Origin of the sequence: Dysgonomonas hofstadii (assembly GCF_014196915.1) — a bacterium.
Classification (GTDB): domain Bacteria; phylum Bacteroidota; class Bacteroidia; order Bacteroidales; family Dysgonomonadaceae; genus Dysgonomonas; species Dysgonomonas hofstadii.
On sequence record NZ_JACIEP010000007.1, the window covers coordinates 173,064 to 199,939 of the forward strand.

The 26,876-nt window shown below is 39.5% G+C and carries 35 protein-coding genes and 1 pseudogene; 35 read left to right on the forward strand and 1 reads right to left on the reverse strand.

Annotated features, from left to right (window positions below; genetic code table 11):
- Positions 1-54: 54 nt before the first annotated feature.
- Complete coding sequence (locus tag GGR21_RS11130; RefSeq protein ID WP_183307300.1) at positions 55-1,251, reverse strand: hypothetical protein; 1,197 nt, start codon at positions 1,249-1,251, stop codon at positions 55-57.
- A 329-nt stretch (positions 1,252-1,580) separates the two neighbouring features.
- On the opposite strand from GGR21_RS11130, the gene lysS reads away from it, so the two are divergent.
- From lysS to rpmD, 35 genes and pseudogenes are all read left to right on the forward strand, one after another.
- A complete protein-coding gene (gene lysS / locus GGR21_RS11135) occupies positions 1,581-3,308 on the forward strand; it encodes a lysine--tRNA ligase (protein WP_183307301.1) in 1,728 nt (575 codons plus the stop codon).
- Between the two features lie 23 nt (positions 3,309-3,331).
- Positions 3,332-4,330 (forward strand): NAD(P)H-dependent glycerol-3-phosphate dehydrogenase, encoded by a 999-nt coding sequence (locus tag GGR21_RS11140; protein ID WP_183307302.1) that lies wholly within the window; start codon positions 3,332-3,334, stop codon positions 4,328-4,330.
- A 25-nt stretch (positions 4,331-4,355) separates the two neighbouring features.
- Positions 4,356-4,853: an Imm51 family immunity protein gene (locus tag GGR21_RS11145; protein WP_221232987.1), complete on the forward strand. Its 498-nt coding sequence runs from the start codon at positions 4,356-4,358 to the stop codon at positions 4,851-4,853.
- A 30-nt stretch (positions 4,854-4,883) separates the two neighbouring features.
- A complete protein-coding gene (locus tag GGR21_RS11150) occupies positions 4,884-6,230 on the forward strand; it encodes a glucose-6-phosphate isomerase (protein WP_183307303.1) in 1,347 nt (448 codons plus the stop codon).
- A gap of 82 nt (positions 6,231-6,312) precedes the next feature.
- Positions 6,313-7,344, forward strand: a complete 1,032-nt coding sequence (rlmN, locus tag GGR21_RS11155; protein WP_183307304.1) for a 23S rRNA (adenine(2503)-C(2))-methyltransferase RlmN — start codon at positions 6,313-6,315, stop codon at positions 7,342-7,344.
- A gap of 6 nt (positions 7,345-7,350) precedes the next feature.
- The gene (gene pdxA, locus GGR21_RS11160) at positions 7,351-8,436 is read left to right on the forward strand and encodes a 4-hydroxythreonine-4-phosphate dehydrogenase PdxA (protein WP_183307305.1); all 1,086 of its coding nucleotides are present in this window, start codon (positions 7,351-7,353) and stop codon (positions 8,434-8,436) included.
- A 72-nt stretch (positions 8,437-8,508) separates the two neighbouring features.
- A complete protein-coding gene (locus GGR21_RS11165) occupies positions 8,509-8,982 on the forward strand; it encodes a phosphatidylglycerophosphatase A family protein (protein WP_183307306.1) in 474 nt (157 codons plus the stop codon).
- A pseudogene (locus GGR21_RS11170) lies at positions 8,967-9,464 on the forward strand (GtrA family protein); the annotation flags it as partial. The gene GGR21_RS11165 and the pseudogene GGR21_RS11170, both read left to right, overlap by 16 nt.
- A gap of 138 nt (positions 9,465-9,602) precedes the next feature.
- Positions 9,603-10,322, forward strand: coding sequence for a CDP-alcohol phosphatidyltransferase family protein (locus GGR21_RS11175; RefSeq protein ID WP_183307308.1), 720 nt, complete (start codon positions 9,603-9,605; stop codon positions 10,320-10,322).
- Positions 10,319-11,254: a phosphatase PAP2 family protein gene (locus GGR21_RS11180; protein ID WP_183307309.1), complete on the forward strand. Its 936-nt coding sequence runs from the start codon at positions 10,319-10,321 to the stop codon at positions 11,252-11,254. Before GGR21_RS11175 ends, GGR21_RS11180 begins: the two co-directional genes overlap by 4 nt.
- Before the next feature lie 44 nt (positions 11,255-11,298).
- The gene (locus tag GGR21_RS11185; protein WP_183307310.1) at positions 11,299-12,132 is read left to right on the forward strand and encodes a lysophospholipid acyltransferase family protein; all 834 of its coding nucleotides are present in this window, start codon (positions 11,299-11,301) and stop codon (positions 12,130-12,132) included.
- Between the two features lie 1,201 nt (positions 12,133-13,333).
- Positions 13,334-14,380, forward strand: a complete 1,047-nt coding sequence (locus GGR21_RS11190) for a hypothetical protein (RefSeq protein ID WP_183307311.1) — start codon at positions 13,334-13,336, stop codon at positions 14,378-14,380.
- A 307-nt stretch (positions 14,381-14,687) separates the two neighbouring features.
- Positions 14,688-15,101: a 30S ribosomal protein S12 gene (rpsL, locus tag GGR21_RS11195; protein ID WP_183307312.1), complete on the forward strand. Its 414-nt coding sequence runs from the start codon at positions 14,688-14,690 to the stop codon at positions 15,099-15,101.
- Positions 15,102-15,261: 160 nt separating this feature from the next.
- Positions 15,262-15,738, forward strand: coding sequence for a 30S ribosomal protein S7 (gene rpsG / locus GGR21_RS11200; RefSeq protein ID WP_183307314.1), 477 nt, complete (start codon positions 15,262-15,264; stop codon positions 15,736-15,738).
- A gap of 31 nt (positions 15,739-15,769) precedes the next feature.
- Positions 15,770-17,893 carry an elongation factor G gene (gene fusA, locus GGR21_RS11205; protein ID WP_183307315.1) on the forward strand — a complete coding sequence of 708 codons (2,124 nt, stop codon included), beginning with the start codon at positions 15,770-15,772 and terminating at the stop codon, positions 17,891-17,893.
- A 74-nt stretch (positions 17,894-17,967) separates the two neighbouring features.
- Positions 17,968-18,273 (forward strand): 30S ribosomal protein S10, encoded by a 306-nt coding sequence (rpsJ, locus tag GGR21_RS11210; RefSeq protein WP_006800262.1) that lies wholly within the window; start codon positions 17,968-17,970, stop codon positions 18,271-18,273.
- A 38-nt stretch (positions 18,274-18,311) separates the two neighbouring features.
- Positions 18,312-18,932 carry a 50S ribosomal protein L3 gene (gene rplC / locus GGR21_RS11215; RefSeq protein ID WP_183307317.1) on the forward strand — a complete coding sequence of 207 codons (621 nt, stop codon included), beginning with the start codon at positions 18,312-18,314 and terminating at the stop codon, positions 18,930-18,932.
- Positions 18,932-19,561, forward strand: a complete 630-nt coding sequence (rplD, locus tag GGR21_RS11220; RefSeq protein ID WP_183307318.1) for a 50S ribosomal protein L4 — start codon at positions 18,932-18,934, stop codon at positions 19,559-19,561. Before rplC ends, rplD begins: the two co-directional genes overlap by 1 nt.
- 12 nt (positions 19,562-19,573) lie before the next feature.
- Positions 19,574-19,867: a 50S ribosomal protein L23 gene (gene rplW, locus GGR21_RS11225; protein ID WP_183307321.1), complete on the forward strand. Its 294-nt coding sequence runs from the start codon at positions 19,574-19,576 to the stop codon at positions 19,865-19,867.
- A gap of 8 nt (positions 19,868-19,875) precedes the next feature.
- Positions 19,876-20,700, forward strand: a complete 825-nt coding sequence (gene rplB / locus GGR21_RS11230; protein WP_183307322.1) for a 50S ribosomal protein L2 — start codon at positions 19,876-19,878, stop codon at positions 20,698-20,700.
- A 25-nt stretch (positions 20,701-20,725) separates the two neighbouring features.
- A complete protein-coding gene (rpsS, locus tag GGR21_RS11235; RefSeq protein WP_050702002.1) occupies positions 20,726-20,995 on the forward strand; it encodes a 30S ribosomal protein S19 in 270 nt (89 codons plus the stop codon).
- 41 nt (positions 20,996-21,036) lie between these two features.
- Positions 21,037-21,444, forward strand: a complete 408-nt coding sequence (gene rplV / locus GGR21_RS11240; protein WP_183307326.1) for a 50S ribosomal protein L22 — start codon at positions 21,037-21,039, stop codon at positions 21,442-21,444.
- 7 nt (positions 21,445-21,451) lie between these two features.
- A complete protein-coding gene (rpsC, locus tag GGR21_RS11245; protein WP_183307327.1) occupies positions 21,452-22,201 on the forward strand; it encodes a 30S ribosomal protein S3 in 750 nt (249 codons plus the stop codon).
- A 19-nt stretch (positions 22,202-22,220) separates the two neighbouring features.
- The gene (gene rplP / locus GGR21_RS11250) at positions 22,221-22,652 is read left to right on the forward strand and encodes a 50S ribosomal protein L16 (RefSeq protein ID WP_183307328.1); all 432 of its coding nucleotides are present in this window, start codon (positions 22,221-22,223) and stop codon (positions 22,650-22,652) included.
- A gap of 5 nt (positions 22,653-22,657) precedes the next feature.
- A complete protein-coding gene (gene rpmC, locus GGR21_RS11255; protein WP_183307329.1) occupies positions 22,658-22,855 on the forward strand; it encodes a 50S ribosomal protein L29 in 198 nt (65 codons plus the stop codon).
- Positions 22,856-22,861: 6 nt separating this feature from the next.
- Positions 22,862-23,119 (forward strand): 30S ribosomal protein S17, encoded by a 258-nt coding sequence (gene rpsQ, locus GGR21_RS11260; protein ID WP_183307330.1) that lies wholly within the window; start codon positions 22,862-22,864, stop codon positions 23,117-23,119.
- Between the two features lie 2 nt (positions 23,120-23,121).
- Positions 23,122-23,487, forward strand: a complete 366-nt coding sequence (rplN, locus tag GGR21_RS11265) for a 50S ribosomal protein L14 (protein WP_183307331.1) — start codon at positions 23,122-23,124, stop codon at positions 23,485-23,487.
- A 21-nt stretch (positions 23,488-23,508) separates the two neighbouring features.
- The gene (gene rplX, locus GGR21_RS11270; RefSeq protein ID WP_183307332.1) at positions 23,509-23,826 is read left to right on the forward strand and encodes a 50S ribosomal protein L24; all 318 of its coding nucleotides are present in this window, start codon (positions 23,509-23,511) and stop codon (positions 23,824-23,826) included.
- Positions 23,826-24,389: a 50S ribosomal protein L5 gene (gene rplE / locus GGR21_RS11275; protein ID WP_183307333.1), complete on the forward strand. Its 564-nt coding sequence runs from the start codon at positions 23,826-23,828 to the stop codon at positions 24,387-24,389. Before rplX ends, rplE begins: the two co-directional genes overlap by 1 nt.
- A 1-nt stretch (position 24,390) precedes the next feature.
- Positions 24,391-24,660 carry a 30S ribosomal protein S14 gene (rpsN, locus tag GGR21_RS11280; RefSeq protein ID WP_163307532.1) on the forward strand — a complete coding sequence of 90 codons (270 nt, stop codon included), beginning with the start codon at positions 24,391-24,393 and terminating at the stop codon, positions 24,658-24,660.
- 138 nt (positions 24,661-24,798) lie between these two features.
- Positions 24,799-25,194, forward strand: coding sequence for a 30S ribosomal protein S8 (gene rpsH / locus GGR21_RS11285; protein ID WP_183307334.1), 396 nt, complete (start codon positions 24,799-24,801; stop codon positions 25,192-25,194).
- Positions 25,195-25,216: 22 nt separating this feature from the next.
- Positions 25,217-25,771 (forward strand): 50S ribosomal protein L6, encoded by a 555-nt coding sequence (gene rplF, locus GGR21_RS11290; protein WP_183307335.1) that lies wholly within the window; start codon positions 25,217-25,219, stop codon positions 25,769-25,771.
- 19 nt (positions 25,772-25,790) lie between these two features.
- Positions 25,791-26,135: a 50S ribosomal protein L18 gene (gene rplR / locus GGR21_RS11295; RefSeq protein WP_183307336.1), complete on the forward strand. Its 345-nt coding sequence runs from the start codon at positions 25,791-25,793 to the stop codon at positions 26,133-26,135.
- A 5-nt stretch (positions 26,136-26,140) separates the two neighbouring features.
- A complete protein-coding gene (gene rpsE, locus GGR21_RS11300) occupies positions 26,141-26,659 on the forward strand; it encodes a 30S ribosomal protein S5 (protein WP_050701990.1) in 519 nt (172 codons plus the stop codon).
- 19 nt (positions 26,660-26,678) lie between these two features.
- Complete coding sequence (gene rpmD / locus GGR21_RS11305; protein WP_183307337.1) at positions 26,679-26,855, forward strand: 50S ribosomal protein L30; 177 nt, start codon at positions 26,679-26,681, stop codon at positions 26,853-26,855.
- Positions 26,856-26,876: the final 21 nt, after the last annotated feature.

Below are 26,876 nucleotides of genomic sequence, written 5' to 3' on the forward strand. Positions count from 1 at the left end.
TTTTATAATAGTAGCAAATAGTGGAATATAAGATTGCAAAAAAGCAAGGGGTGGCTATAATTTGTAGTCGAATTTCAGTATACTCCCGGTAGCCTGGCTAAGATCATCAGTCTCACAACCTAACCCAAAATAAAATGTGCCATTGAGGTATTCAAACGAGCGTGCAAATGTCTCGGTAGTGAAACCAAATAATTCTTTCCATTGTACTGTATCCATGGAGAGATCAGAAGTTAGTATTACTGTATTATAATATGTACCATCTCCTTTTTGTTTAGATAAAAGAACTATCAGATAATTGCCCTTTACCAGTATGTCGCGAGGTAACGTGTTTTCAGAAAGCTTATAACGCATTACATTTTGTGTGTTTTTAGCATATCGCAATGCTAATGGTAAATATTGATGGTCGTTATCATCGACACCAACAATGTAAACCGTATATTCTCCAAAAACGACAGGTCGTTCTATACGCCTTCCTTTTTCACCGTCAAATAATGCTGTTGCTTCTGCACTGTCAATAATCTGGTGGAAAATATTTCCATTTCCGGTATAAATTGTCGGATATGTATAAGATGCACGTAGCTGTCCGGAAAAAGGGAAAAGGGAATAAACCCGGCTTGAGTTAGCGAGGAGTAGATTCTTGTCGTTTGTATAATCGGCGTTTTTCCATGTCAGCCCATCGTCATCAGATACTTGGATGTTTTTAGAAGGTGATTGAGGACCTGTTACAGCAAAAAGTTTATTATCCCATTTATATATATCATAAACATGAATTGCGTTAGGAATAGTACGGTATTTTACCCATTTATTTCCTTCCAATCGGTAAAAGTTACCATAATCCCAGGATTCACGGGCATCATGTCCCGGAATATAGAGTTGATTATCAAATTCTCTGATTCTGTGAATCTGTTCGTCGTCTACGGTATATTCCTTGATAAAACTTTGTGAAACTATATCATAAGCCCATAGATCGGCAAGTCCGGCATTAGCAGCCGGAGCTGAATTAGAAGAGTTTCCTCCACCAAAATAAATCTTGTTGTCATATGCATGCATGTCCCAAATGTTACGTGCATAGACTCTTGGTGTATTATCTGCATATCTTGCCGATAAGGGATTTCCAAGTAACGAAACTTGTCCGGTTACATCGCCGAGTTCCAATAAGACGGATTTTTCTACATCATCATCTGTTTGAGAGCAACCAATTGCCGCAAATAGCAACAAAAAGATTAACGAGCGATATTTGTAAAATGTCATATTATGAAAGATTGTGTTTTAAAGATACCATCTGAAAACAGCCGCTAAATAGTTTGTACAAACATAGTAGTTTTCATTATTTCTTACAAATAAATATGCTAAGGGGTGCGAAAAAGAATGATAAACGCGCATAGTATGCGAAAAAAGAGACTTTTCCCAAATGTAGAAGCAACTCCATTGTTAAAATTCCCCTTTAATACATTCTATTCTCAATTTATATAAACGATAAAACCTCAATTGTCATTATATTTTTTAACTTTGCGGGGTTATTCACAACACTAAAATAAATCATTGTATTAAGAAATAATAAGTCTGAAGATAGGTTGATAATGAATATATTGGAATTAAGCGAACAGGAAATCATTCGCAGACAAAGTTTGGAAGAACTCAGAAAATTAGGAGTAGAACCTTACCCGGCAGCATTATACGAAGTAAATGCGTATTCTACAGAGATAAGAGAGAATTTTAAAGATGAAGCGGATAAACGCTATGTCTCAATAGCCGGACGTATTATGAGCCGTCGCATCATGGGTAAAGCCTCGTTTATGGAGCTACAGGATGCCGAAGGCCGTATTCAGGTATATATTTCCCGCGATGATCTGTGTCCCGGAGACGATAAGGAATTATACAATACTATATTCAAACGACTGCTCGATATCGGTGATTTTGTTGGGATAAAAGGCTTTGTATTCCGTACCCAGATGGGAGAGATCTCTGTTCATGCCGAGGAATTGACTGTTCTGGGCAAATCGCTTCGCCCGCTTCCTGTTGTAAAGGTGAAAGACGGAGTGACCTACGATGGATTCACTGATCCGGAACAACGTTATCGTCAGCGTTATGTTGACTTGATAGTAAATGACGGAGTAAAAGATACTTTTATAAAACGCACAAAAGTATTTAATTCCATGCGTGAGTTTTTGAATGGTCACGGATATATAGAAGTGGATACTCCCGTGCTTCAAAGCATACCCGGAGGAGCCACAGCCCGTCCGTTTATCACACATCATAATGCGTTGGATATTCCTTTGTATCTGCGTATTGCCAACGAACTTTATCTGAAACGCCTTATTGTAGGCGGATTTGATGGTGTATACGAATTTAGCCGTAATTTCCGTAACGAAGGTATGGACAGGACGCACAATCCTGAATTTACAGTTATGGAGTTTTACGCTGCATACAAAGACTACAACTGGATGATGGATTTTACTGAGCGTATGCTCGAAAAAATCTGCATGGATGTGCATGGTACTACCGAGGTGAAAATGGGAGAAAATCTCATCAACTATAAAGCTCCATACCCTCGTGTTACCATGATCGACTCTATTAAACATTTCACAGGTGTAGACATCAGCGGAATGGATGAAAATCAGCTTCGTGATGTTTGTAAGAAACTAGGAGTGGAGCAGGATGAAACAATGGGTAAAGGCAAGTTGATAGATGCTATCTTCGGAGATAAATGTGAAGGTAACTATATACAGCCAACTTTTATTATTGACTATCCGGTCGAAATGTCTCCTCTTACTAAAAAACACAGGAATAACCCCGAACTGACCGAGCGCTTCGAACTGATGGTAAACGGTAAAGAATTAGCAAATGCTTATTCCGAATTGAATGACCCGATTGATCAACGTGCCCGTTTCGAAGACCAGTTGAAACTTTCTGAAAAAGGAGACGATGAAGCCATGTTTATCGATCAGGATTTTCTGCGTGCCTTGGAGTATGGTATGCCTCCTACAAGTGGTATCGGTATCGGTATGGATCGACTGGTGATGTTCATGACCGGACAGGAAAGTATACAGGAAGTGATGTTCTTTCCGCAAATGCGTCCTGAAAAAGTGACTAAAAAAGATCCGGCAAGCAAATATGCAGAACTTGGTATCGCTGAAGACCTTGTACCTGTGATTCAGAAAGCAGGTTACTTTACACTTGAAGATATAAAGGAAGGTAAAGCACAGAAAATAAGACAAGACCTGGGTGAAGTCAACAAAAAATATAAATTGGAACTGGCTTTACCTTCAGTGGATGATATAGAAGGCTGGATAAAAAAGCTCAATTGATTTATTGTTAAACGAATATAATTATGGCTTTTCCCGGTAAAATAGGAGTTCTTGGAGGTGGAACATGGGCCACGGCTTTAGCAAAAATAATGCTGAACCATGAAAAGCATATCAACTGGTATATGCGTCGTCCCGAGCAAATAGAGGATTTTAAGAAAACGGGACACAATCCATCCTATCTTTCCAATGTGGAATTCAATCTGGACAGGATAACATTCTACTCAGATATAACACAGATATTCGAAGACTCGGATACGCTTATTTTTGCCGTTCCATCGCCTTTTCTTAAGGGACATCTGGAGAAACTGGATAGAAGGATCGATGATAAATTCATAATTTCTGCTATAAAAGGAATTGTTCCTCCCGATAATCTACTTATTACGGATTATCTACACAGATACTATAATGTTCCGTCAGAAAATATGGCTATTGTGGGAGGGCCTTGTCATGCGGAAGAGATCGCATTGGAGCGCCTGACTTATCCTACGATTGCATGCCCTGATATTGAAAAAGCCCGTGTTATAGCCGAAGTATTCAATAATCGTTTTGTTAAAGCCTCTGTTTCCAGCGATGTTGTGGGAATCGAGCTTGCAGCCGTATTGAAGAATGTATATGCTATTGCCTCCGGGATATGTCATGGATTGAAATATGGGGATAACTTTCAGGCGGTACTTGTGTCGAATGCCATATCCGAAATGGAACGCTTTGTTGATACGGTTTCGCCTATAAAAAGGAATATACAGGATTCTGCCTATCTGGGTGATTTGCTGGTTACATGTTATTCCAGTTTCAGCCGTAACCGTACATTCGGATCGATGATAGGAAAGGGTTATTCTGTGAAATCGGCACAAATAGAGATGGAAATGATCGCCGAAGGGTATTACGGTACGAAATGTATTCGTGAAATGAATGAAAAATACAATGTTCATATCCCTGTTGCCGATATGGTTTATCGTGTGTTGTATGAAGGAGCTTCTGCCCGTGAAGAAATAAAAATATTAAGAGAACAGATACTAAAATAAATGTGTAATAATGAACAGGAAGTAAATGTGGAAAATAATTGCTATCGTATTGACAATTAGTGTTCTGTGCTGTTGTAATAGTAGTGCTCAAAAAAATGATTCGAAAAAGCAAAATACTCAGGTTCAGGATACAGTGAATGAATATAATAGAAGGCATTTGAAAGAATATGTTAGAAAAAACATAAACAAAGAATATAATTCTATAAGTGTCTTGTTTGAGAATGAAATAGATAAAGTACTCACCATTGGACAAAAAATAGAAGAGATTGATAATAAAGCCTATATGAATGGTTATAATTGGGATGTACTCTTCAATTATTATCTGGCAAAGAATTATCCTGATATACTAGTCGGTTTGGAAAGTGATCCCGAAGCCGGTTGTTATATTGCTTCTTATAAACTAAATGAAGAAAATGAAGTTCGTGCTGATAAATTTATTGAAATAATTAAATCTCTTATCGAAAATGAAGAAGAACTATATCGTATTGTAAGAGAAGAAGGAAATAACATAGAGTGGGATTAATTTTATAAAATATTATTAATATAAAGAACAATGGAAAAGGTTATCAAATTAGACATCAGCAAAACATTAGGCTTTATTAGTCAGTCCGATGTTAACGGACAAGCCACCCTGGCTAAAAAATGCAATGAAACTTTGCACAACGGTTCGGGTAAGGGGAATGATTTCCTTGGCTGGTTAAATCTTCCTTCTTCAATAACAGAAGATCAACTGGCAGATATTGAAAATACGGCAAAAGCCCTCCGCGCAAAATGTGATGTGATCGTTTTAGTTGGTATCGGAGGTAGTTATCTTGGTTCGAAAGCCGTGATAGATTCTCTGTCCAATTATTTCGACTGGTTGCAGGCTGACCGTAAAAATCCGGTAATCCTTTACGCAGGAAATAATATAGGTGAAGATTATCTAGTAGAATTACTGGCATACCTGAAAGGAAAATCTTTCGGTATCATTAATATATCCAAATCGGGAACAACAACAGAACCGGCTCTCGCTTTCCGTATTTTGAAAGCTGAATTGGAGAAAGCTGTAGGTAAAGAAGAGGCTAAAAACCGTATTGTAGCCATTACCGATGCTGCACGTGGTGCATTATTCACTTTGGCAACGAAAGAAGGATTCAAGAAATATGTAATTCCTGATAATGTGGGTGGCCGTTACTCTGTGCTTACTCCGGTGGGACTTCTTCCTATCGCTTTGGCCGGAATTGATATCCGCCAGTTAGTTGCTGGAGCGGTTTACATGGAAAAGGAGACGGCTCCGGGCGTACCTTTCGAAAAGAATATAGCGGAGATATATGCCGTTACACGTAACGAACTATATAAAAAGGGTAAGAAAATAGAAATCCTTGCCAATTTCAATCCAAAACTTCACTACATCGCCGAATGGTGGAAACAGCTTTACGGTGAAAGTGAAGGAAAAGAAAACAAGGGTATCTTCAACGCTTCGGTTGATTTTACTGCCGACCTGCACTCTATGGGGCAATGGATTCAAGAGGGAGAACGCTCGATCTTCGAAACAGTGATTTCTGTGGCTCAGCCGAATGAAACGCTTACAGTTCCTACAGATGAAGAAAATCTTGACGGATTGAACTTCCTTGCTGGGAAACGTGTGGATTTCGTAAATAAAATGGCCGAATTGGGTACGCAAATGGCACATATCGATGGCGGTGTTCCAAATATTAAAATAGAAATACCAAAACTCGATGCTTATAGTATCGGTCAATTGCTTTACTTCTTTGAAAAAGCTTGCGGTATCAGCGGTTATATTTTAGGAGTAAATCCATTCGATCAGCCGGGTGTAGAGGCTTATAAGAAAAATATGTTTGCTCTGCTTGACAAACCTGGATTTGAAAAAGAAAGTGAAGAAATTAAGAAACGCATATAAATAGAATGCGAGATACAAGGTACGGGTAGACAAGACATATTTTCTAACTCGTATCTTGTACCTCGTTTACCCGTCTACTTTAATGGAAGGAAAAAAGCACTTATTGGGAATGACATTAGACGAGCTGAATCAGATCGTCCAAGAGTGTGCTTTGCCTAAATTTGCAGCGAAGCAAATAGCTGACTGGATATACAAAAAACGAGTTTCATCCATTGATGAAATGACAAATATTTCTGTCTCAAACCGGACTTTGCTGTCAGAGAAATATGATGTAGGAAGATACAATCCGCTGGAATATCAGCAATCGGTAGATGGAACAGTGAAGTATCTGTTCAAGACAGAAAATGATAAACTGATTGAAGCTGTAATGATTCCCGAAGATGACAGGAAAACCCTGTGTGTATCTTCGCAGGTAGGTTGTAAAATGAACTGTTTGTTCTGTATGACCGGCAAGCAGGGATTTAACGGCAATCTAACTGCAAATGAAATATTAAATCAACTCTACTCGGTTCGCGAAGCCGAAGACCTGACAAATGTTGTCTTTATGGGAATGGGTGAGCCTCTTGACAACTACGAACAACTGAAAAAGACACTCGATATAATGACAGCCGATTATGGCATGGCCTGGAGTCCTAAACGTATTACAGTTTCTACAACCGGAGTTACTCCTAAACTGAAACGTTTTCTGGATGAAAGCAATGCCCATCTGGCAATCAGTATCCACAGCCCCGAAAAGGAACAGCGGCTATCTATTATGCCGGCCGAAAAAGCATTTCCTATTGCGGGTGTTCTCGATCTTATAAAGGAATATGACTGGACTAAGCAACGACGCTTATCCTTCGAATATATAATGTTTGATAACTTTAACGACTCATTACTGTATGCCAAAGAACTGGCAAAGATGCTCAAGGGTTTGGAGTGCAGGGTAAATCTGATACGTTTTCATGCCATACCTAATGTAGACTTAAAAACATCTACAAAGGAAAAGATGGAAGCTTTCAGGGATTTTCTAACAAGTAAAGGTGTAACATGTACAATCCGGTCGTCGCGAGGTGAAGATATTTTTGCCGCTTGTGGGATGTTATCAACAATGAAAGGGAAAAAAGAAAACTAATTAACTATGATAAAAGTAGGAATAACACAAGGTGATATAAACGGGATAGGATACGAAGTTATCCTGAAAACATTTGCCGATATCCGTATGGCGGAAATGTGCATACCTGTTATATATGGTTCGGCTAAAGTGGCCGCCTATCACCGTAAGGCGATGGAATTACAGCCTGTTACATTCAATCAGATAAACAATGCGAAAGATGCTGTTATAAATAAAGTCAATATTGTCAATTGCATCAACGAAGAAGTGAAAATAGAGTTGGGACAATCTACTCCTGTTGCAGGCGAAGCGGCTTACCAGTCGTTGGAAAAAGCTGTCGCAGATCTTAAAAGCGGACTGATAGATGTGCTTGTGACGGCCCCTATTAATAAACATAATATACAGCGTGAAGATTTTCACTTTCCCGGACATACCGAATACCTCGAAGAGCGTTTTGGTAGAGAGGGAGATAAAAGCCTGATGATTCTGGTAAAAGACTCGCTTCGCGTGGCTTTAGTAACCGGACATATAGCACTGTCTGAAGTACCGAAAGTACTTACTAAAGAAAAAATAGTTGAAGCAGCTCTCCGTTTTGATAATAGTTTGAAGCGTGATTTCAGGACAGGAAGGCCACGTATAGCAGTGTTATCATTGAATCCTCATGCCGGGGAAAACGGATTGTTAGGTTCAGAAGAAAGTGATATAATAGTTCCGGCAATTAAAGAACTGCAGGAGAAGAAAGTATTATGCTTCGGTCCGTATGCTTCAGATGGATTTTTCGGCTCGGGTGAATTTGCTCATTTTGACGGTATTCTGGCTATGTACCACGATCAGGGATTGACTCCGTTCAAAACTATTGCGATGGAAGACGGGGTGAATTTTACTGCGGGACTGTCAATTGTAAGGACATCTCCGGCTCATGGCACGGCATATAATATCGCCGGACAGAACAAGGCTTCGGAAGAATCGTTCCGGCAGGCTGTTTATATGGCGATAGATACATTTCAGAACCGGATCGAATTTGATAAAGCACATGCAAATCCTTTGAGAAAATTGTATGTGGAGAGGGGAAATGATAATGAGGTCCTCGATTTAACAAAGGAAGATGAATAAACAGTGTTTTTATCAGCTTTGATACAAATGCTTTTTTTGATACCTTTGCGTGTTTTTATTTTTAAGTAACAGATGAAACGAAAAAATCTATTCCATGTAATTATTGCCTCCGGTTTCGGCTCGGGATTCTCTCCGTTTGCCCCCGGAACGGCCGGTGCGGTTTTGGCGACAATCATATGGCTTGTTATATCGTTTTTTGTTTCTTACTATACTTTGTTATTCTTAACAGCTGCTCTGATAGTAATCTTTGCAATTCTGGGCATTTGGTCGACTAATATATTGGAACCCGAATGGGGTGAAGACCCGTCGAAGGTAGTAGTTGATGAGATGGTAGGAGTATGGATTCCTTTGCTGGCAGTAGATGCAGAACATTGGTATTATGCATTGGTAGCGTTTGCCTTATTCCGGTTGTTCGATATATTCAAACCGTTGGGTATCCGGAAAATGGAAGACTTTAAGGGCGGAGTCGGTGTAATGATGGATGATGTACTGGCAGGAATATACAGCTTGTTGGTTTTATTAGGATTAAGATGGGTGATTGGATAAAGAAGATTGCAAAAACGATCTCTGAGAAAGGTGGAATCTTCATGTTTTTGAGGGCTCAGTTTTCATCTCAGGTATCCAGTATAACCGATTTTTCCGTAACTATTATTCTCGCTAAGGTTTTCAGTATTTATTATGTATATGCCACTTTTTTAGGCTCGGTCTGCGGAGGTATTGTCAATTGTATAATTAATTACCAGTGGACGTTTAAGGCTCAGGGAAGTAAGAAAAGATATGTAGCAATTAAATACCTTACAGTATGGACAGGCAGCATATTTTTCAATACCTCGGGAACTTATCTGGTCACAGAGCTTTTGGGGAAATTTATATGGCTCAGGGACTTACTGGGGCATTTATTCGATGATGTATTTATCGTTTCCAAAATATTTGTGTCATTAATAGTAGGCTTTGTATGGAATTATAATATGCAGCGTTTATTTGTTTACAGAGACAGGGATTTTAAGAAATACTTCAGGAGAAAATCTGCTCAGCCTAACATTGAAGACGGAAATCCTGAGTCGGAAAATATAAATAATGAAATAAAGGAAGAGGAAAACGTTGATAAAAATAAAGTGCATATCGGATAATAGTAAAAGATCGTCTAACAAACATAAGATAATAAAATGAAATTAAGAGATCTCGGTCAACAACTGATTTATAAAATCATCGACCCTCTTGTCAGAGGGATGATCAAAATAGGGATAACCCCCAACTTTGTGACAGCTACAGGACTTGTGTTGAATATTGGAGCTTGTTGTATATTTATATTCGGAGCCACGCACGGAGAGAGAGGTGATTTTGCTCTTGTGGGCTGGGGCGGATTTGTTATCCTGTTTGCCGGACTTTTCGATATGATGGACGGACAAGTGGCTCGTATAGGGAAAATGAGTTCAAAATACGGAGCTCTGTTTGATTCTGTCCTCGATCGCTACAGCGAGTTAATCATGTTTTTCGGTATATGTTATTACCTTATCCTGCAAGGATACTTCTTCAGTTCATTGTTTGCCTTTGTTGCGCTGATAGGATCTATGATGGTCAGCTATGTTAGGGCTCGTGCCGAAGGACTGGGTATAGAATGTAAGGGTGGATTTATGCAACGCCCCGAACGTATAATTATCATAAGCCTGGGTGCTATACTTTGCGGAGTGTTCTACTATTTCTTCGGCGATTATAAAGTATATGTAGACTGGCTGTCTTTTCCAATATTCGAACCAGTGCTTATTTTTATAATACCTCTTGTCTTTGTGGCTGTTTTTGCTAATATTACGGCAGTAGGACGGTTGGTTAGCGCACGGAAATCATTCTTGGAAAAAGAGAAGGAAGGAGAGCAGGATAAAAAATGAGTTTTAAATTATCATTACCAACTAAAAAAGAAAGTATTATTGTCGTTGTTATTACGGCTGTCATCATCACTTTAACTGCAATTTTCGTAGGATACCGTCCTGAACATAATCTTATGTTCGGGCTTTTTCTAGTCTTATTCTTTGCTTCAGCAATTACGCGTAAACTTGCGGTTGCTCTCATCCCTTTTATTGTTTTCGGACTGTCATATGACTGGATGCGTGTTTATCCCAATTATATGGTAAACCCTATCGATGTGGAATACCTTTATAATCTGGAGAAACAATTATTCGGGTTAAATATAAGTGGAGAGATACTCATTCCCTGCGAATACTTTGCACGTCATTATTCTTCAGTAATGGACTTCTTCGCCGGTATATTTTATCTTACATGGGTTCCTGTTCCGATACTGTTCGGAGTGTATCTTTACTTCAAGAAGCAGCGGGCTATTTACCTTCAGTTTGCACTGGTGTTTCTATTTGTCAACCTTATTGGATTTACGGGATATTATATACATCCTGCCGCACCACCCTGGTATGCCATGGAATATGGTTTCGAGCCAATATTAAATACTCCGGGCAATACAGCCGGACTGGGACGTTTCGACGCCTTGCTGGGGGTTTCTGTCTTTGATTCCATATATGGACGCAATGCCAATGTATTTGCAGCTGTTCCATCGCTCCATTCAGCGTATATGGTAGTAGCACTGTTTTACGCGATCAAGAATAAATCGAATTTATTTATTATTATTACGTTGACTATACTGATGCTGGGTATCTGGTTTACCGCTGTGTATTCATATCATCATTATATTATAGACGTCCTGCTGGGCGTATTTTGCGCATTATTAGGAATAGGCTTATTCGAACTCATTTTAATGAAACTTGGCTGGTTTAGATCCTTCTTTAATAAATATTACGATTATATCAAATAAAGATTTTGTAATTTTATATTACATAGTCTAAAAACTCTAAATATATGAAAGAGAAGCTAATCAGTAAAGATATGATAAGGTCTTTGCATCCTATATTCAGAGGCCGCTTCGGAAATGCCCTTATAAAATTCCTTTTTTCTTTTACCGGAATAAATAAGGTAAACATGGTCTATGATGATTCCAAACATCTGACAGGTACGGAATTTGAAAAAGACCTGTTAGACAAGCGTGGTATTATCCGTAAAACCGAGAATCTTGAAGTCCTCGATCAATTTAAAGAAGGAGCGTTTATCACAGTGTCGAATCACCCATACGGGCATATCGATGGTATTATTGAGTTGAGTATAGTTTCCAGTAAACGTCCCGATTATAAAATGATGGTGAACTGGATGCTCAGCCAGATAGATACGATGGAAGAACATTTCATCGGAGTGAATCCCTACTCGAAAGACAATAAAATGTCGGAGGCAAAATCAAGCCTGGGAGGAGTCAAAATGAGCCTTGAGCATTTGAAAAACGGCCATCCTCTTGGACTATTCCCTGCCGGAGGGGTTTCTTCTCCTCACCTTACCAAAACCGAAGACCGTGAGTGGCAACCGACTGTCCTCAAATTAATAAAGAAAGCAAAAGTTCCTATTATACCGATGTTTATATCGGGCAATAACTCATGGTTTTACCGTTTTCTGGGCTTCATTGACTGGCGTATACGCACAGTAAGGTTGCTGCATGAAGTAACAAATAAGAAAGGGAAAACAATCACAGTCCGCTTCGGACAGCCTATATCAGTAGAGGAACAAAGTAAATATACTGATATAAAAGAGTTTGGGGCATTCCTCAAGGCGCAGACTTATGCTATGAAGAAGAAACCGAATAAGTAGTGTTTCTTTAGTTACTACGCCCTGCGGGCAGTTACAAAACAACATTCTCCCATTCTTCCGGATTTAACTACGTTTCTCTCGTTTATTCGGATACCAAATTGTAAGCTCCAAATATGAAAACTTGACAAACTTTACACGTTTTTCAAGTTTTTTTATTCCTGTTTCTTTCTTATTGATGCAATTTCTCTTGTTTACCTGTCAATATATTATTTTTCAAAGATCGCTTTTTATTAGCCATTAGTTAATAGCTATTGGCTTTTTAGTTAAAACCTGACACATCTTATAAATTTTCTCGCAAAGGAGCAAAGTGTAATTTTAATTTATACTCTCTCTGTTTCTCCCCTTTGGGCAGGGCTGTTAAGTTCTATGCTTTGTTCTGTTATTTTCTGCTGTCATCCTGAGTGAAACGAAGGATCTCTTATCTTGCAAGAGATGTTTCACTCCGTTCAACATGACAAAGAGGGTATAAAATCAGAACTTAACAGCCCTGCCCTTTGGGGAGCCGGAGGGGGCTCCTTTCTTACATAGATAAACATCTCCCAAAAAAATACAGGGCTGTCCATCGGACAACCCTGCATTCTCATCGACAGCCATCAACTGTCATTTTTATTCATAATTAACTGCACTTCATTCCGTTGAACGTTGTTTGCCTCGCCTGCGCTCCGGCGATTCTTCGAAACAACGTTCGGCGTTAGCCAATTCATAATTCATAACTCACATTAAAAATGAAAAATTATGTGTGAAATTTTAACAAATAAAACTTAAAAAATGATTACGGAAGGGAATTCTTTGACAAAAAATTAAAACTCTTATTGTCTTGCCAATAAATTGTATCCTGTCTTTTTATCTCAGTCTGCCCACGATAAGTAATATCATAAACGGACGGATGTATTAGGGCATCTTGTGCAGAATACTGATGGTTTCGTGTAAATATTTATAAAACAATCATATAATTTTTGCTCACTATCTAAAGTTGAATGATTTTCTTCGGAAAGTTTAAAACTTTCGATGATTACGATGATTTATAGTTATGCTGGTCAGCATAGTTGTTTTTTATCGGTGCAGGCAGGTGTTAATATGTGTAATATTTTACCACTAAGTGATAAAATATTATGGGTTGATTTTATCTGATTTCTAAAGATTCATTACTTTTATCTCTGGAAATCAGGACATTTTTACGCAAACAAAAGACACAGCTCTCATGGAAAAGACACAGCTCCTCTTACTGGGAATATTATTATTCTGTATCCAAAACTTAGTGTGTTCACAAGAACTTGGTAATCTGAAATCGGATAGTATCCGTTTCATGCACAAAGGCGATAATGTATATGTAACTATAAACGTTCCATTAAGAAATTATTATATAGCCAATAATACATCATTGTTGATAGAGCCTGTTATCTGGGCTGATGAGAAAATTGTCACTCTCCCTAAAGTGGCATTAGATGATTACAGTAAGGCTGTAAAAGTAAATAGCGATATATATGCATTGCAATACTTCAATAATCACTATGATATATCTTATACGGTGAATGTGCCTTATGAACCATGGATGGATGTCGCTAAACTGGTTATCAGGAATAATCTGAACAGTAGCAAGGCGGACGAGTTGTACACTTATTCTGGTGTCCTGAAACATTCGTTGGAAAACACCCCTCATAATAGGAATTACGCGGAATCGGTTGCGGCGAAGACAAAATCAAATTTTAAGAATATCAGCCAGAATAAGGATTCCGATTTTAAACTGAAGTCAAAGATGGTGGAATTGTATTATCCGGCCATGTATTCTTCTGAGGTTACAGATGTTTCGGATTATACGGTTAAAATAGCCGAAATATGTGAAACAATCGACGGCCTGGTAAGTGATAACTCTTATCAGTTTATGGGGGTTTACATCGCCAGTTATACATCGCCCGGCGATATAACGCATCATAATAAACAACGGGCCAGGGAAAGGGCCGAAAATTTTCGGTCATACCTTCAGAGACAATGTAATTTGCCCGACTCTTATTTTCAAACTTTTTGGAGTGAAGATTGGGCGGGACTGGTAGCATTACTGAATAATGATTCTAAAGTCCCATATCAGGGACAAGCCCTGAATATTATAAACAATGTGGATAATCTCGCAGAAAGAAGTCGGCGCTTAGCTAATCTGGCAGGCGGTGCATCTTATAATTATATGGAAGAAAATCTTTTTCCCCGGCTACAGAAAATAGAATGCAATATTATATATAAAAAGCTGAGATAAGACCGGTGTATAATATGCCGGTAAAGATAGATTATATCGTAAATCTATGGAGAAATCCGTAGATTTATTGTATATAGTCTTTCGTTCAGGCATTTTCCTTTTCTGTTTTTCTTATTTTTTTTAGTAAATATTTGCGTAATTACTTGATAATGTCTACATTTGCAACCCGAATAACGCATGAGAAGAGGCTTATTTTGGTGGCAAATAATTGATTGTCATTGAAATAGCTTCTGTTTATTGTGTTCTTCTTGGATATAAATTAATGTGAAATAAAAAATTGAATTAAAGTACTAAAGATTAAAACAAGATGCCTACAATTCAACAATTAGTAAGAAAAGGACGGACTGTTTTGGTTGAGAAGAGCAAATCCCGTGCTTTGGACGCATGTCCTCAGCGTCGTGGTGTGTGTATCCGTGTGTACACTACTACTCCTAAAAAACCAAATTCAGCTATGCGTAAAGTAGCGCGTGTGCGTTTAACAAACTCAAAAGAGGTGAATGCTTATATTCCTGGAGAAGGACATAATTTGCAGGAACACTCTATAGTGCTTGTTAGAGGTGGCCGTGTGAAAGACCTTCCGGGTGTTCGTTATCACATTGTTCGTGGTTCCCTGGATACAGCTGGAGTAAATGGTCGTACGCAACGTCGCTCTAAATATGGAGCAAAACGTCCTAAACCGGGAGCAGCAGCAGCTGCAGCTAAAGGAGCTAAAAAGAAATAATTCCTGATAGCAATCCCAAACCGAGAATTTTAACCAAAGTTATTAAAACGGTTTTTAAGTTTATTGGATAGGCTATATACAGGTTGAGTAAATGATTCGGCGGAATCGTTGAAGACGCAAAATGGCAACCAAAAACAAAAACAAAATTTTTAAGTAAAAAATGAGAAAAGCAAAACCAAAGAAAAGACAGATCCTTCCGGATCCTGTTTTCGGTGATGTAAAGGTTACAAAGTTTGTTAACCACTTGATGTATGATGGTAAAAAATCGACCGCGTTCGATATTTTCTATACAGCACTCGAAATTGTAAAGAAAAAATTGCCAAACGAAGAAAAGTCTGCTCTTGAGATATGGAAAGCAGCATTAGATAATGTAACTCCACAAGTAGAAGTGAAGTCTCGCCGTGTAGGTGGTGCAACATTTCAGGTTCCTACCGAAATCCGCCCTGATCGTAAAGAATCAATTTGTATGAAAAATCTTATCCTGTATGCCCGTAAGAGAGGTGGTAAGACTATGGCCGATAAATTAGGCGCGGAAATCACTGATGCGTTTAATAATCAGGGAGGAGCATACAAGAGAAAAGAAGATATGCACCGTATGGCTGAAGCTAACCGTGCGTTTGCTCACTTCAGATTTTAATCAAAAGGAAAGAGTTAATTAGAAAAAACCAATGGCAAAAGTAATAGACAGTTTAAGACTTACCAGAAATATAGGCATCATGGCGCACATCGATGCCGGTAAAACGACCACTTCTGAGCGTATCTTATTTTATACCGGTCTTACTCACAAAATAGGTGAGGTGCACGATGGTGCAGCTACAATGGACTGGATGGAACAAGAGCAGGAGCGGGGTATCACAATTACATCTGCCGCTACTACAGCAAGTTGGAAGTACAATAATGAGATTTATAAAATCAACCTTATAGATACTCCCGGACACGTTGACTTTACAGTAGAGGTAGAACGTTCACTTCGTATCCTCGATGGTGCTATCGCAGCTTACGACGCGGTAAGTGGTGTGGAGCCTCAGTCGGAAACAGTGTGGCGTCAGGCTGACAAATACGATGTTCCTCGTATGTGTTATGTCAATAAAATGGACCGTTCGGGTGCCGATTTCTTTGAAGTGGTTCGCCAGATCAAAGATATGCTTAATGGTAATCCTTGTCCGGTTCAGATCCCAATCGGAGCAGAAGAAAACTTTAAAGGTATCATTGACCTGATCAAAATGAAGGCGATGTACTGGCATGATGAAACTATGGGTGCCGACTACGAGTTGGACGAAATACCTGCCGAATACCTTGCTGAAGCTCAGGAATGGAGAGAAAAAATGATCGAAAAAGCTGCTGAGTGTGATGAAGCATTGATGGAGAAATTTTTCGACAACCCATCTGCTATCACAGAAGATGAAATAATTGCAGCGCTTCGTATAGGAACTCTGTCTATGCAGATCAACCCTATGCTTTGCGGGTCATCTTTCAAAAATAAAGGTGTACAACCTCTATTGGATGCCGTATGTAAATTCTTGCCTAGCCCTATCGATACATTGGCTATCGAAGGAACAGATCCTCGCACAGGAAATACTATCGTGCGTCATCCGAGTCCGGATGAACCGATGGCAGCATTAGCATTTAAAATTGCAACTGACCCTTATGTAGGACGTCTGTGTTTCTTCCGTGTTTATTCGGGAGAATTGGCTGCCGGAACATATGTGTATAATTCCCGTTCCGAAAAGAAAGAACGTATTTCACGTCTGTTCCAGATGCACTCTAACAAGCAAAATCCAAAAGACGTTATCGGTTGTGGAGATATAGGCGCAGGAGTTGGATTCAAGGATATCCGTACAGGAGATACACTTTGCGATGAAAATCATCCGATCACACTGGAGTCTATGGACTTCCCTGAACCTGTAATTGGAATAGCAGTAGAGCCGATCACTCAGAAAGATGTGGATAAATTGGCTACCGGCCTTGCCAAACTTTCAGAAGAAGATCCGACTTTCCGTGTTCATACCGATCAGGATTCAGGACAGACAATTATTGAAGGTATGGGTGAGCTTCACCTTGAAATTATTATCGACCGTCTGAAACGTGAGTTCAAGGTTGAATGTAACCAGGGTCGTCCTCAGGTATCATATAAAGAAGCGATTACACAAACAGTTGATCTTCGCGAAGTTTATAAGAAACAAACCGGAGGTCGTGGTAAATTTGCCGATATCATCGTTAAAGTTGGACCTGCAGATGCTGATTTCGAAGGCGAACTTCAGTTTGTTGATGAAGTAAAAGGAGGTAATATCCCTAAAGAATTCATCCCTTCGGTACAAAAAGGTTTTGCTACAGCAATGAAGAATGGTGTATTGGCCGGATATGCTTTAGATAAATTGAAGGTTGTTCTTGTCGATGGTTCATACCATAACGTGGACTCCGATCAACTATCTTTCGAACTTTGTGCTAAACTTGCATTCAGAAATGCTTGTGAGAAAGCAGGCCCTACATTGCAGGAACCTATCATGAAGCTGGAAGTTGTTACTCCGGAAGAAAGTATGGGTGATGTGATTTCCGACCTTAATAAGCGTCGCGGACAGGTTGAAGGCATGGAGTCGAGCCGTTCGGGAGCACGTATCGTGAAAGCGAAAGTGCCATTGGCAGAAATGTTCGGTTATGTGACATCTTTGCGTACGATCACTTCAGGTAGAGCAACGTCAGCGATGACATTCTCTCACTACGAAGAAGTATCGCCTTCAATTGCACGTCAGGTATTGACAGAAGTTAAAGGTCGTGTAGATTTGATCAAATAAAAATAAGCTGTGGTTAGTGAATGACTCTTAACCACAGCTTTTATATAGTAATTACAATTAATTAAAACCAAGTAATGAGTCAAAAAATTAGAATTAAACTGAAATCGTACGATTACATGCTGGTAGATAAGTCTGCCGAGAAGATCGTTAAAACAGTAAAAGCTACAGGTGCAGTAGTAAGTGGTCCAATTCCATTGCCAACACACAAACGTATCTTTACTGTAAACCGTTCAACTTTCGTAAACAAGAAATCTCGTGAGCAATTCGAACTTTCTTCTTATAAAAGATTGATAGATATCTATAGCTCAACTGCTAAAACAGTAGATGCATTGATGAAGCTTGAATTGCCAAGTGGTGTTGAAGTTGAAATCAAAGTTTGATGAAATTTTATATTAGTTTAAATAAATAATTAAGAGAAATGCCAGGATTATTAGGAAAAAAAATCGGAATGACATCCGTTTTCAGTGCCGAGGGAAAAAATATTCCATGCACTGTTATCGAAGTAGGTCCTTGTGTGGTTACTCAGGTAAAAACAGCTGAAAATGACGGCTATGAGGCAGTGCAAATAGGCTTTGTCGAAAAGAAAGACAAACACACTAGCAAGCCCGAGCAAGGTCACTTCAAAAAAGCTGGAGTAGCACCTCAAAGACACTTGGCCGAGTTCAAGTATGAAGAGAAATACAATTTAGGAGACGTTATAACTGTGGACGGAATGTTCTCGTTGGACGATCCTTTTGTAGACGTAATTGGAGTATCTAAAGGTAAAGGATTCCAGGGGGTGGTAAAACGCCATGGTTTCCGCGGGGTAGGTGAAGCTACTCTCGGGCAGCACAATCGTCTGCGTGCTCCAGGTTCGATCGGTGCATGTTCGTATCCGGCGAAAGTATTCAAAGGAACACGTATGGGTGGACAAATGGGTAACAAGCAAGTTACAGTGCAAAACCTTGTGATTATTAAGATAATTCCGGAGCATAATCTTTTATTGATAAAAGGTTCGGTACCGGGAAGTAAAGGTTCAATCGTTAGAATAGAAAGATAATGGAACTTAGTGTATTAGATATAAACGGTAAAGAAACCGGAAAGAAAGTAGCACTTAATGATGCTATTTATGGAATTGAGCCTAATGAACACGTTCTGTGGTTAGATGTAAAGCAATACCTTGCCAACCAACGCCAGGGTACGCACAAATCTAAAGAAAGAAGTGAAATGTCAGGTAGTACACGCAAACTTATCCGTCAGAAAGGTGGTGGTGGTGCCCGTCGTGGTGATATCAACTCTCCTGTATTGGTAGGTGGAGCCCGTGTATTCGGCCCAAAACCGAGAGACTACAGCTTCAAACTAAACAAAAAAGTGAAACAGCTGGCCCGTAAATCGGCACTTTCTACCAAAGCTAAAGAAAACCAAATACTTGTTGTTGAGGATTTGAACTTCGACGCCCCAAAAACAAAAGATTTCGTAGCTTTGGCCAAAAATCTGCAAGTGACTGATAAAAAGATACTTCTCGTTTTGCCGGACAGAAATAAAAACGTATATTTGTCGGCTCGTAATTTAGAGAGAGTACAAGTAGTAAAAGCTTCTGATATAAACACTTATTCAATACTGAACTGTACAAGTCTTGTGTTGGCTGAGTCTTCAGTAGCTGTTATCGATAACCTTTTAAAAGCATAAGGAGGTAATACTATGGGAATTATTATAAAACCAATATTAACAGAAAAACAAACAGCGATCTCAGAAAAATTTCCGAATCGCTATGGTTTTCGTGTTGCTCCAGATGCAAACAAAGTGGAGATTAAGAATGCAATAGAAGAGCTTTACGGAGTGAAAGTTGAGTCAGTGAACACAATGAACTATTCCGGAAAGCGTAAAAGCCGTTATACCAAAGCCGGTATTATCAGCGGAAAAACTCCTGCATTTAAGAAAGCGATAATCACCCTGAAAGATGGTGATAGTATAGACTTTTTTAGTAATATCTAAATAATAAAATGGCAGTAAGAAAATTAAAGCCCACAACACCGGGGCAGAGACACAAAGTTATTGGTACATTCGAAGAAATCACTGCAAGTGTACCAGAGAAATCTCTAGTAGTCGGTAAAAAATCATCTGGTGGACGTAACAATACCGGTAAGATGACCATGCGTTATCTCGGGGGCGGACATAAGAGAAGTTACAGATTGATTGACTTCAAGAGAACAAAAGACGGAGTACCAGCCACAGTAAAATCAATCGAATACGATCCGAACCGTTCGGCTCGTATCGCATTGTTATACTACGCTGACGGAGCAAAGACTTACATCATCGCTCCTCAGGGTCTGGTAGTAGGTCAAACAGTGATGTCGGGAGCTGAAGCAGCTCCTGAAGTTGGAAACGCATTGCCTTTGGCAAACATTCCAATCGGTACAGTTATTCATAACATCGAACTTCGTCCTGGTCAGGGAGCTAAAATGGTTCGTTCGGCAGGTGGTTTTGCACAGTTGACTTCTCGTGAAGGAACTTATGCGATCATTAAAATGCCTTCCGGAGAAACACGTAAAATACTCCTTGCCTGCAAAGCCACTGTAGGTAGTGTAGGTAACAGTGATCACGGACTTGAAAAATCAGGTAAAGCCGGACGCTCTCGTTGGCTTGGACGCCGTCCTCACAACCGTGGTGTGGTAATGAACCCAGTGGATCACCCGATGGGTGGTGGTGAAGGCCGTGCTTCAGGAGGACATCCAAGATCTCGTAAGGGATTGTACGCTAAAGGTCTTAAGACCAGAGCACCTAAGAAACATTCTTCTAAATATATAATTGAAAGAAGAAAGAAATAATAACCTGATTAATTAAGTAAGAAATATGAGTCGTTCGTTAAAAAAAGGCCCTTACATTAATGTTAAGCTTGAGAAAAAAGTCTTGGCTATGAATGAGTCAGGTAAGAAAGCTGTAGTTAAGACATGGGCAAGAGCTTCAATGATATCTCCCGACTTTGTAGGACATACTATCGCTGTACACAACGGAAACAAATTTATTCCGGTATATGTAACAGAAAATATGGTAGGTCACAAATTAGGTGAATTCGCCCTTACACGCACATTCCGTGGACACGGTGGTAACAAGAAAAAATAATTGAAGCACCAGTAATTAATTAAAAAAGAAACATTAAAATAATGGGTAAGAGAAAACGTATAGCAGCTGAAGCAAGAAAAGAAGCTCAAAAGACTATTTCTTTTGCTAAGTTGAACAATGTACCGACATCACCACGCAAAACACGCTATGTTGCAGATATGATACGTGGTATGGAAGCATTTAAGGCACTTGGCGTATTGAAATTCTCAAACAAGGAAGCTGCTGCTAGATTAGAAAAACTTTTACGTTCAGCCATCGCAAACTGGGAAGCTAAAAATGAACGTAAAGCCGAAAGCGGTGAACTATATGTGTCATTGATAAATGTAGATGGAGGCGCCATGCTGAAAAGAATGCGTACAGCTCCACAAGGAAGAGGTTACAGAATCCGTAAACGTTCGAACCATGTAACACTTCATGTAGATACACTTAATAAAGAAATTCAAAATTAATTAGCAGATGGGACAAAAAGTAAATCCAATAGCAAATCGTTTAGGAATCATCCGTGGATGGGATTCTAACTGGTATGGAGGAAAAAGCTACGGAAACACTCTGTTGGAAGACAGCAAGATCCGCAAGTACCTCAATGCTCGTCTGGCTAAAGCAAGTGTATCGCGTATCATTATCGAAAGAACACTGAAACTGGTTACAATCACAGTTTGTACTGCTCGTCCGGGTATCATTATCGGTAAAGGTGGACAAGAAGTAGACAAGCTGAAAGAAGAATTGAAGAAAATTACAGATAAGGACATTCAGATCAACATTTTTGAAATCAAGAAACCAGAGTTAGATGCGGTTATCGTAGCTAACAATGTAGCCCGTCAGGTAGAAGGCAAGATCGCCTACCGCCGTGCTATTAAAATGGCTATTGCTTCGACAATCAGAATGGGTGCCGAAGGTATCAAAATCCAAATATCCGGACGTTTGAACGGAGCAGAAATGGCCCGTTCCGAGATGTATAAAGAAGGACGTACTCCACTTCATACATTCCGTGCCGATATAGATTATGCACATGCCGAAGCACTTACAAAAGTTGGTTTGATCGGTATCAAAGTATGGATTTGCCGTGGAGAAGTTTACGGTAAGAAAGACCTTTCACCTACATTCGCTAACTCTAAAGACAGTGGAAACTCTGGTAACAGAGGAGGAGAACGTCGCGGAGACAGAGATAACAGGGACAAAGGTTTCAAGAGAAATAAGAGAAAGTAATTAAAAGGTTTGAAGTAAAATGTTACAACCGAAGAAAACAAAATTCAGAAGACAGCAAAAAGGTCGTATGAAAGGAAATGCTCAGAGAGGGCATGAACTTGCTTTTGGTTCGTTTGGGATCAAGACACTTGAAAACAAGTGGATCACAGGACGCCAGATAGAAGCGGCTCGTATTGCGGTAACTCGTTACATGCAGCGTCAGGGGCAAGTTTGGGTACGTATATTCCCGGACAAACCTATCACAAAGAAACCTGCTGAAGTACGTATGGGTAAAGGTAAGGGATCTCCAGAAGGGTTCGTTGCTCCCGTAACACCTGGTAGAATAATATTCGAAATTGAAGGTGTATCTTATGATGTGGCAAAAGAAGCATTGCGCCTTGCAGCACAAAAGCTTCCTGTGACTACAAAATTTGTAGTACGCAGAGATTATGACTTAACTCAAAACGCTTAAGAAGTATGAAAATTGCAGAAGTAAGAGAACTTTCCGACAAAGAATTGAAAGAAAGACTGGATGCTGAAAGAATAGCATTAAACCAAATGGTGTTAAACCACAGTGTATCTCCATTGGATACTCCGTCAAAAATCAAAGAAAAACGCCGCGATATCGCACGTTTCATGACAGAGATCCGTTCTAGAGAACTAAAAAATAAATAAGAGCTGATGGAAACGAGAAATTTAAGAAAAGAAAGAATCGGGGTCGTTTTCAGTAATAAAATGGATAAGACCGTTACAGTTGCTGTAAAATGGAAAGAAAAACACCCTATGTACGGAAAATTCGTTAACAAGACGAAGAAATATCACGCTCATGACGAAAAGAACGAGTGCAACATTGGCGACACAGTACGCATCATGGAAACTCGTCCGTTGAGTAAAACTAAGAGATGGAGACTGGTAGAAATAATCGAAAGGGCTAAATAATTATGATACAACAAGAATCAAGACTAGTAGTTACTGACAACAGTGGAGCTAGAGAATGCTTATGTATCCGCGTACTAGGCGGAACAAGAAGACGCTATGCGTCGGTAGGGGATGTGATTGTGGTTGCTATCAAGAATGTAATCCCTTCGAGTGATGTAAAGAAAGGTACTGTAACAAAAGCGATCATCGTTCGCACAAAAAAAGAAATCCGTCGTGCAGATGGTTCTTATATACGTTTCGATGACAACGCTTGTGTATTGCTAAATGCAGCAGGCGATATCAGAGGAAGCCGTATTTTCGGACCGGTTGCCCGCGAACTTCGTGCAACTAACATGAAAATTGTTTCATTGGCACCAGAGGTACTTTAATTCAATAAAACTAATAAAGCAATGAGTAAATTACATATCAAAAAAGGCGATATAGTTTATGTGAATACCGGTGTCGATAAAGGTAAAACAGGCCGTGTACTGAAAGTGCTGGTTGAAAAACAACGCGCTATCGTAGAAGGCCTCAACATGGTATCGAAACATGCTAAGCCTAACGCTAAAAATCCTCAGGGAGGAATAGAAAAAAAAGAAGCTCCTATTCATATCTCAAACCTGAACGTAGTAGACCCTAAATCGGGAAAACCTACGCGTATCGGCCGTAAAGAAGTGGACGGGAAGTTAGTACGTTATTCTAAAAAATCAGGGGAGGAAATTAAATAATGAGCAATACAACAACTCTTAGAACGGAATATAAAGACCGTATTGTTTCTTCTTTGATGAAAGAATTCGGTTATAAATCGACAATGCAGGTTCCTGTGTTGAAAAAAATAGTTGTAAACCAAGGCTTGGGAATAGCTGTCGCAGATAAAAAAATCATCGAAACAGCCATAAACGAGATCACAACTATCACAGGGCAGAAAGCAGTAGCAACATACTCAAAGAAAGATATCTCGAACTTCAAGTTGCGTAAGAAAATGCCAATCGGTGTGATGGTAACACTTCGCCACGACAAGATGTATGAGTTTCTTGAAAGGCTTGTTCGTGTGGCATTGCCTCGTATCCGTGACTTTAAAGGTATCGAAAGCAAGCTTGACGGACGTGGAAACTATACTTTGGGTATCGAAGAGCAAATAATCTTCCCTGAAATAAATATTGACAATATTAGTCGTATTTTGGGAATGAATATTACCTTTGTAACCTCTGCAAAAACAGATGAAGAAGGTTATGCCCTACTGAAAGAGTTCGGTTTACCATTTAAGAACGCAAAAAAAGAAGTGATATAATATGGCAAAAGAATCAATGAAAGCTCGCGAGGTAAAAAGAGCAAAACTGGTTGCTAAATACGCAGCCAAAAGAGCGCAACTGAAAGCCGATGGCGATTACGAAGCGCTGCAAGCTCTGCCTAAGAATGCTTCACCTGTACGTATGCACAATCGCTGCAGCCTTACAGGCCGTCCGAAAGGCTACATCCGCCAATTCGGAATTTCGCGTATTCAATTCCGCGAAATGGCATCCAAAGGACTTATACCGGGAGTGAAGAAAGCAAGCTGGTAAAATAAAGAATTATGAATTATAAATGAAGAATGAAGAATTGATGCTATTTCTGATTTCCAATTTATAATTCTTAATTCATCATTCATAATTTTTTTAAATATTGTCCCGGTAGGCGGGATTAATTTAAATCATTTAATCATGACAGATCCAATAGCAGACTATTTGACGCGTGTGAGAAATGCTATCATGGCAAACCACAGGGTTGTAGAAATCCCTGCGTCAAATTTGAAGAAAGAGATTACAAAAATTCTCTTCGAAAAAGGCTACATCCTTAATTTTAAGTTTGTAGATGAAGGACCTCAGGGCTCTATCAAAATAGCCTTGAAATACGATCCTGTAAATAAAGTAAACGCGATTAAGAAATTGATCCGTGTTTCTACTCCGGGACTTCGTAAATATGTAGGGTATAAAGACCTGCCACGTGTACTCAACGGGCTGGGTGTAGCTGTAGTATCTACCTCGAAAGGAGTGATGACAGACAAAGAAGCACGCGAACTTAAAGTTGGCGGTGAAGTATTATGTTATGTTTATTAATTAAGAGGGAGGATAGTAAGTTATGTCAAGAATAGGAAAATTACCCATTAACCTTCCCGCTGGCGTTACAGTTACAGTAGGTAAGGACAACGTAGTTACGGTGAAAGGCCCTAAAGGAGAACTATCGCAAGATGTTAATCCAGATATTAAAGTTTCCGTTGAAGACGGAGTGTTGTCAGTAGCACGCCCGTCAGACGAAAAAGCTCATCGCTCTTTACATGGATTGTACAGATCGCTGATCAACAATATGATTGTTGGAGTTTCTGAAGGATATCGCAAGGAGCTGGAATTAGTCGGAGTAGGTTACCGTGCATCAAACACAGGTCAGCTTCTCGAACTTTCTTTAGGTTATACGCATAATATCTTTATGCTACTGCCTGCTGAAGTTAAGCTGGAAACCAAATCCGAAAGGAATAAAAATCCGCTGATCATCCTTGAATCATGCGATAAGCAACTGATAGGTCAGGTTTGTGCCAAAATCCGTTCATTCCGTAAACCGGAACCTTATAAAGGAAAAGGTATACGATTTGTTGGAGAAGTTATCCGTCGCAAGTCTGGTAAAGCCGCAGGTAAATAATTCATAAACTGTAGTAATCATGGTAACAAAGACAGAAAGAAGAAATAAAATAAAGATGCGCGTACGCGGCAAGATCACTGGAACTGCCGAACGTCCGCGTCTGACAGTATTCAGAAGCAACAAGCAAATCTATGCGCAGGTTATCGACGATTTGACAGGAAAAACTTTAGCGGCAGCTTCGTCTCTTAAATTAACAGACAAAGCACCTAAAAAAGAAATCGCTGCAAAAGTTGGTGAACTAATCGCTAAAAATGCTCAGGAAGCTGGAATCACAGCTGTGGTATTTGACCGTAACGGTTATTTGTATCATGGCAGAATTAAAGAATTGGCAGATGCTGCCCGTAACGGTGGACTTAAATTTTAATAGAAATGGCAGGAGTTAACAATAGAGTAAAATCGACTAACGACATCGAGTTAAAAGATAGACTAGTAGCTATCAACCGTGTTACGAAAGTAACAAAGGGAGGTCGTACATTCAGCTTCGCTGCTATCGTAGTTGTAGGAAATGAAGATGGTATCGTAGGCTGGGGTCTTGGTAAAGCCGGTGAGGTAACAACAGCCATTGCTAAAGGAGTTGAAGCTGCAAAGAAAAACCTTATCAAGGTTCCGGTACTTAAAGGAACCGTTCCTCACGAGCAAATCGCCCGTTTCGGTGGATCAGAGGTAATGATCCGTCCGGCTGCTCCCGGTACAGGGGTAAAAGCAGGGGGTGCGATGCGTGCCGTACTTGAAAGTGTCGGAGTAACAGACGTGTTGGCAAAATCGAAAGGTTCGTCAAACCCTCACAACCTTGTGAAAGCTACAATCGAAGCTTTGGGTGAACTCAGAGATGCATACACAGTGGCTCAGAACAGAGGAGTATCTATGGAAAAAGTGTTTAAAGGTTAATTTGCAAAGAATCATTATTATGGCAAAAATTAAAATTAAACAAGTAAGAAGCAGAATCAACTGTCCTATCGATCAAAAGCGTACATTAGACGCTCTTGGCCTTAAGAAGTTGAACCGTGTGAAAGAACACGAAGATACACCTGCTATCAGAGGTATGATCAACAAAGTTAGCCACTTGGTTACTGTTGTAGAATAAAATTAGTTTAAAAAGATAAAA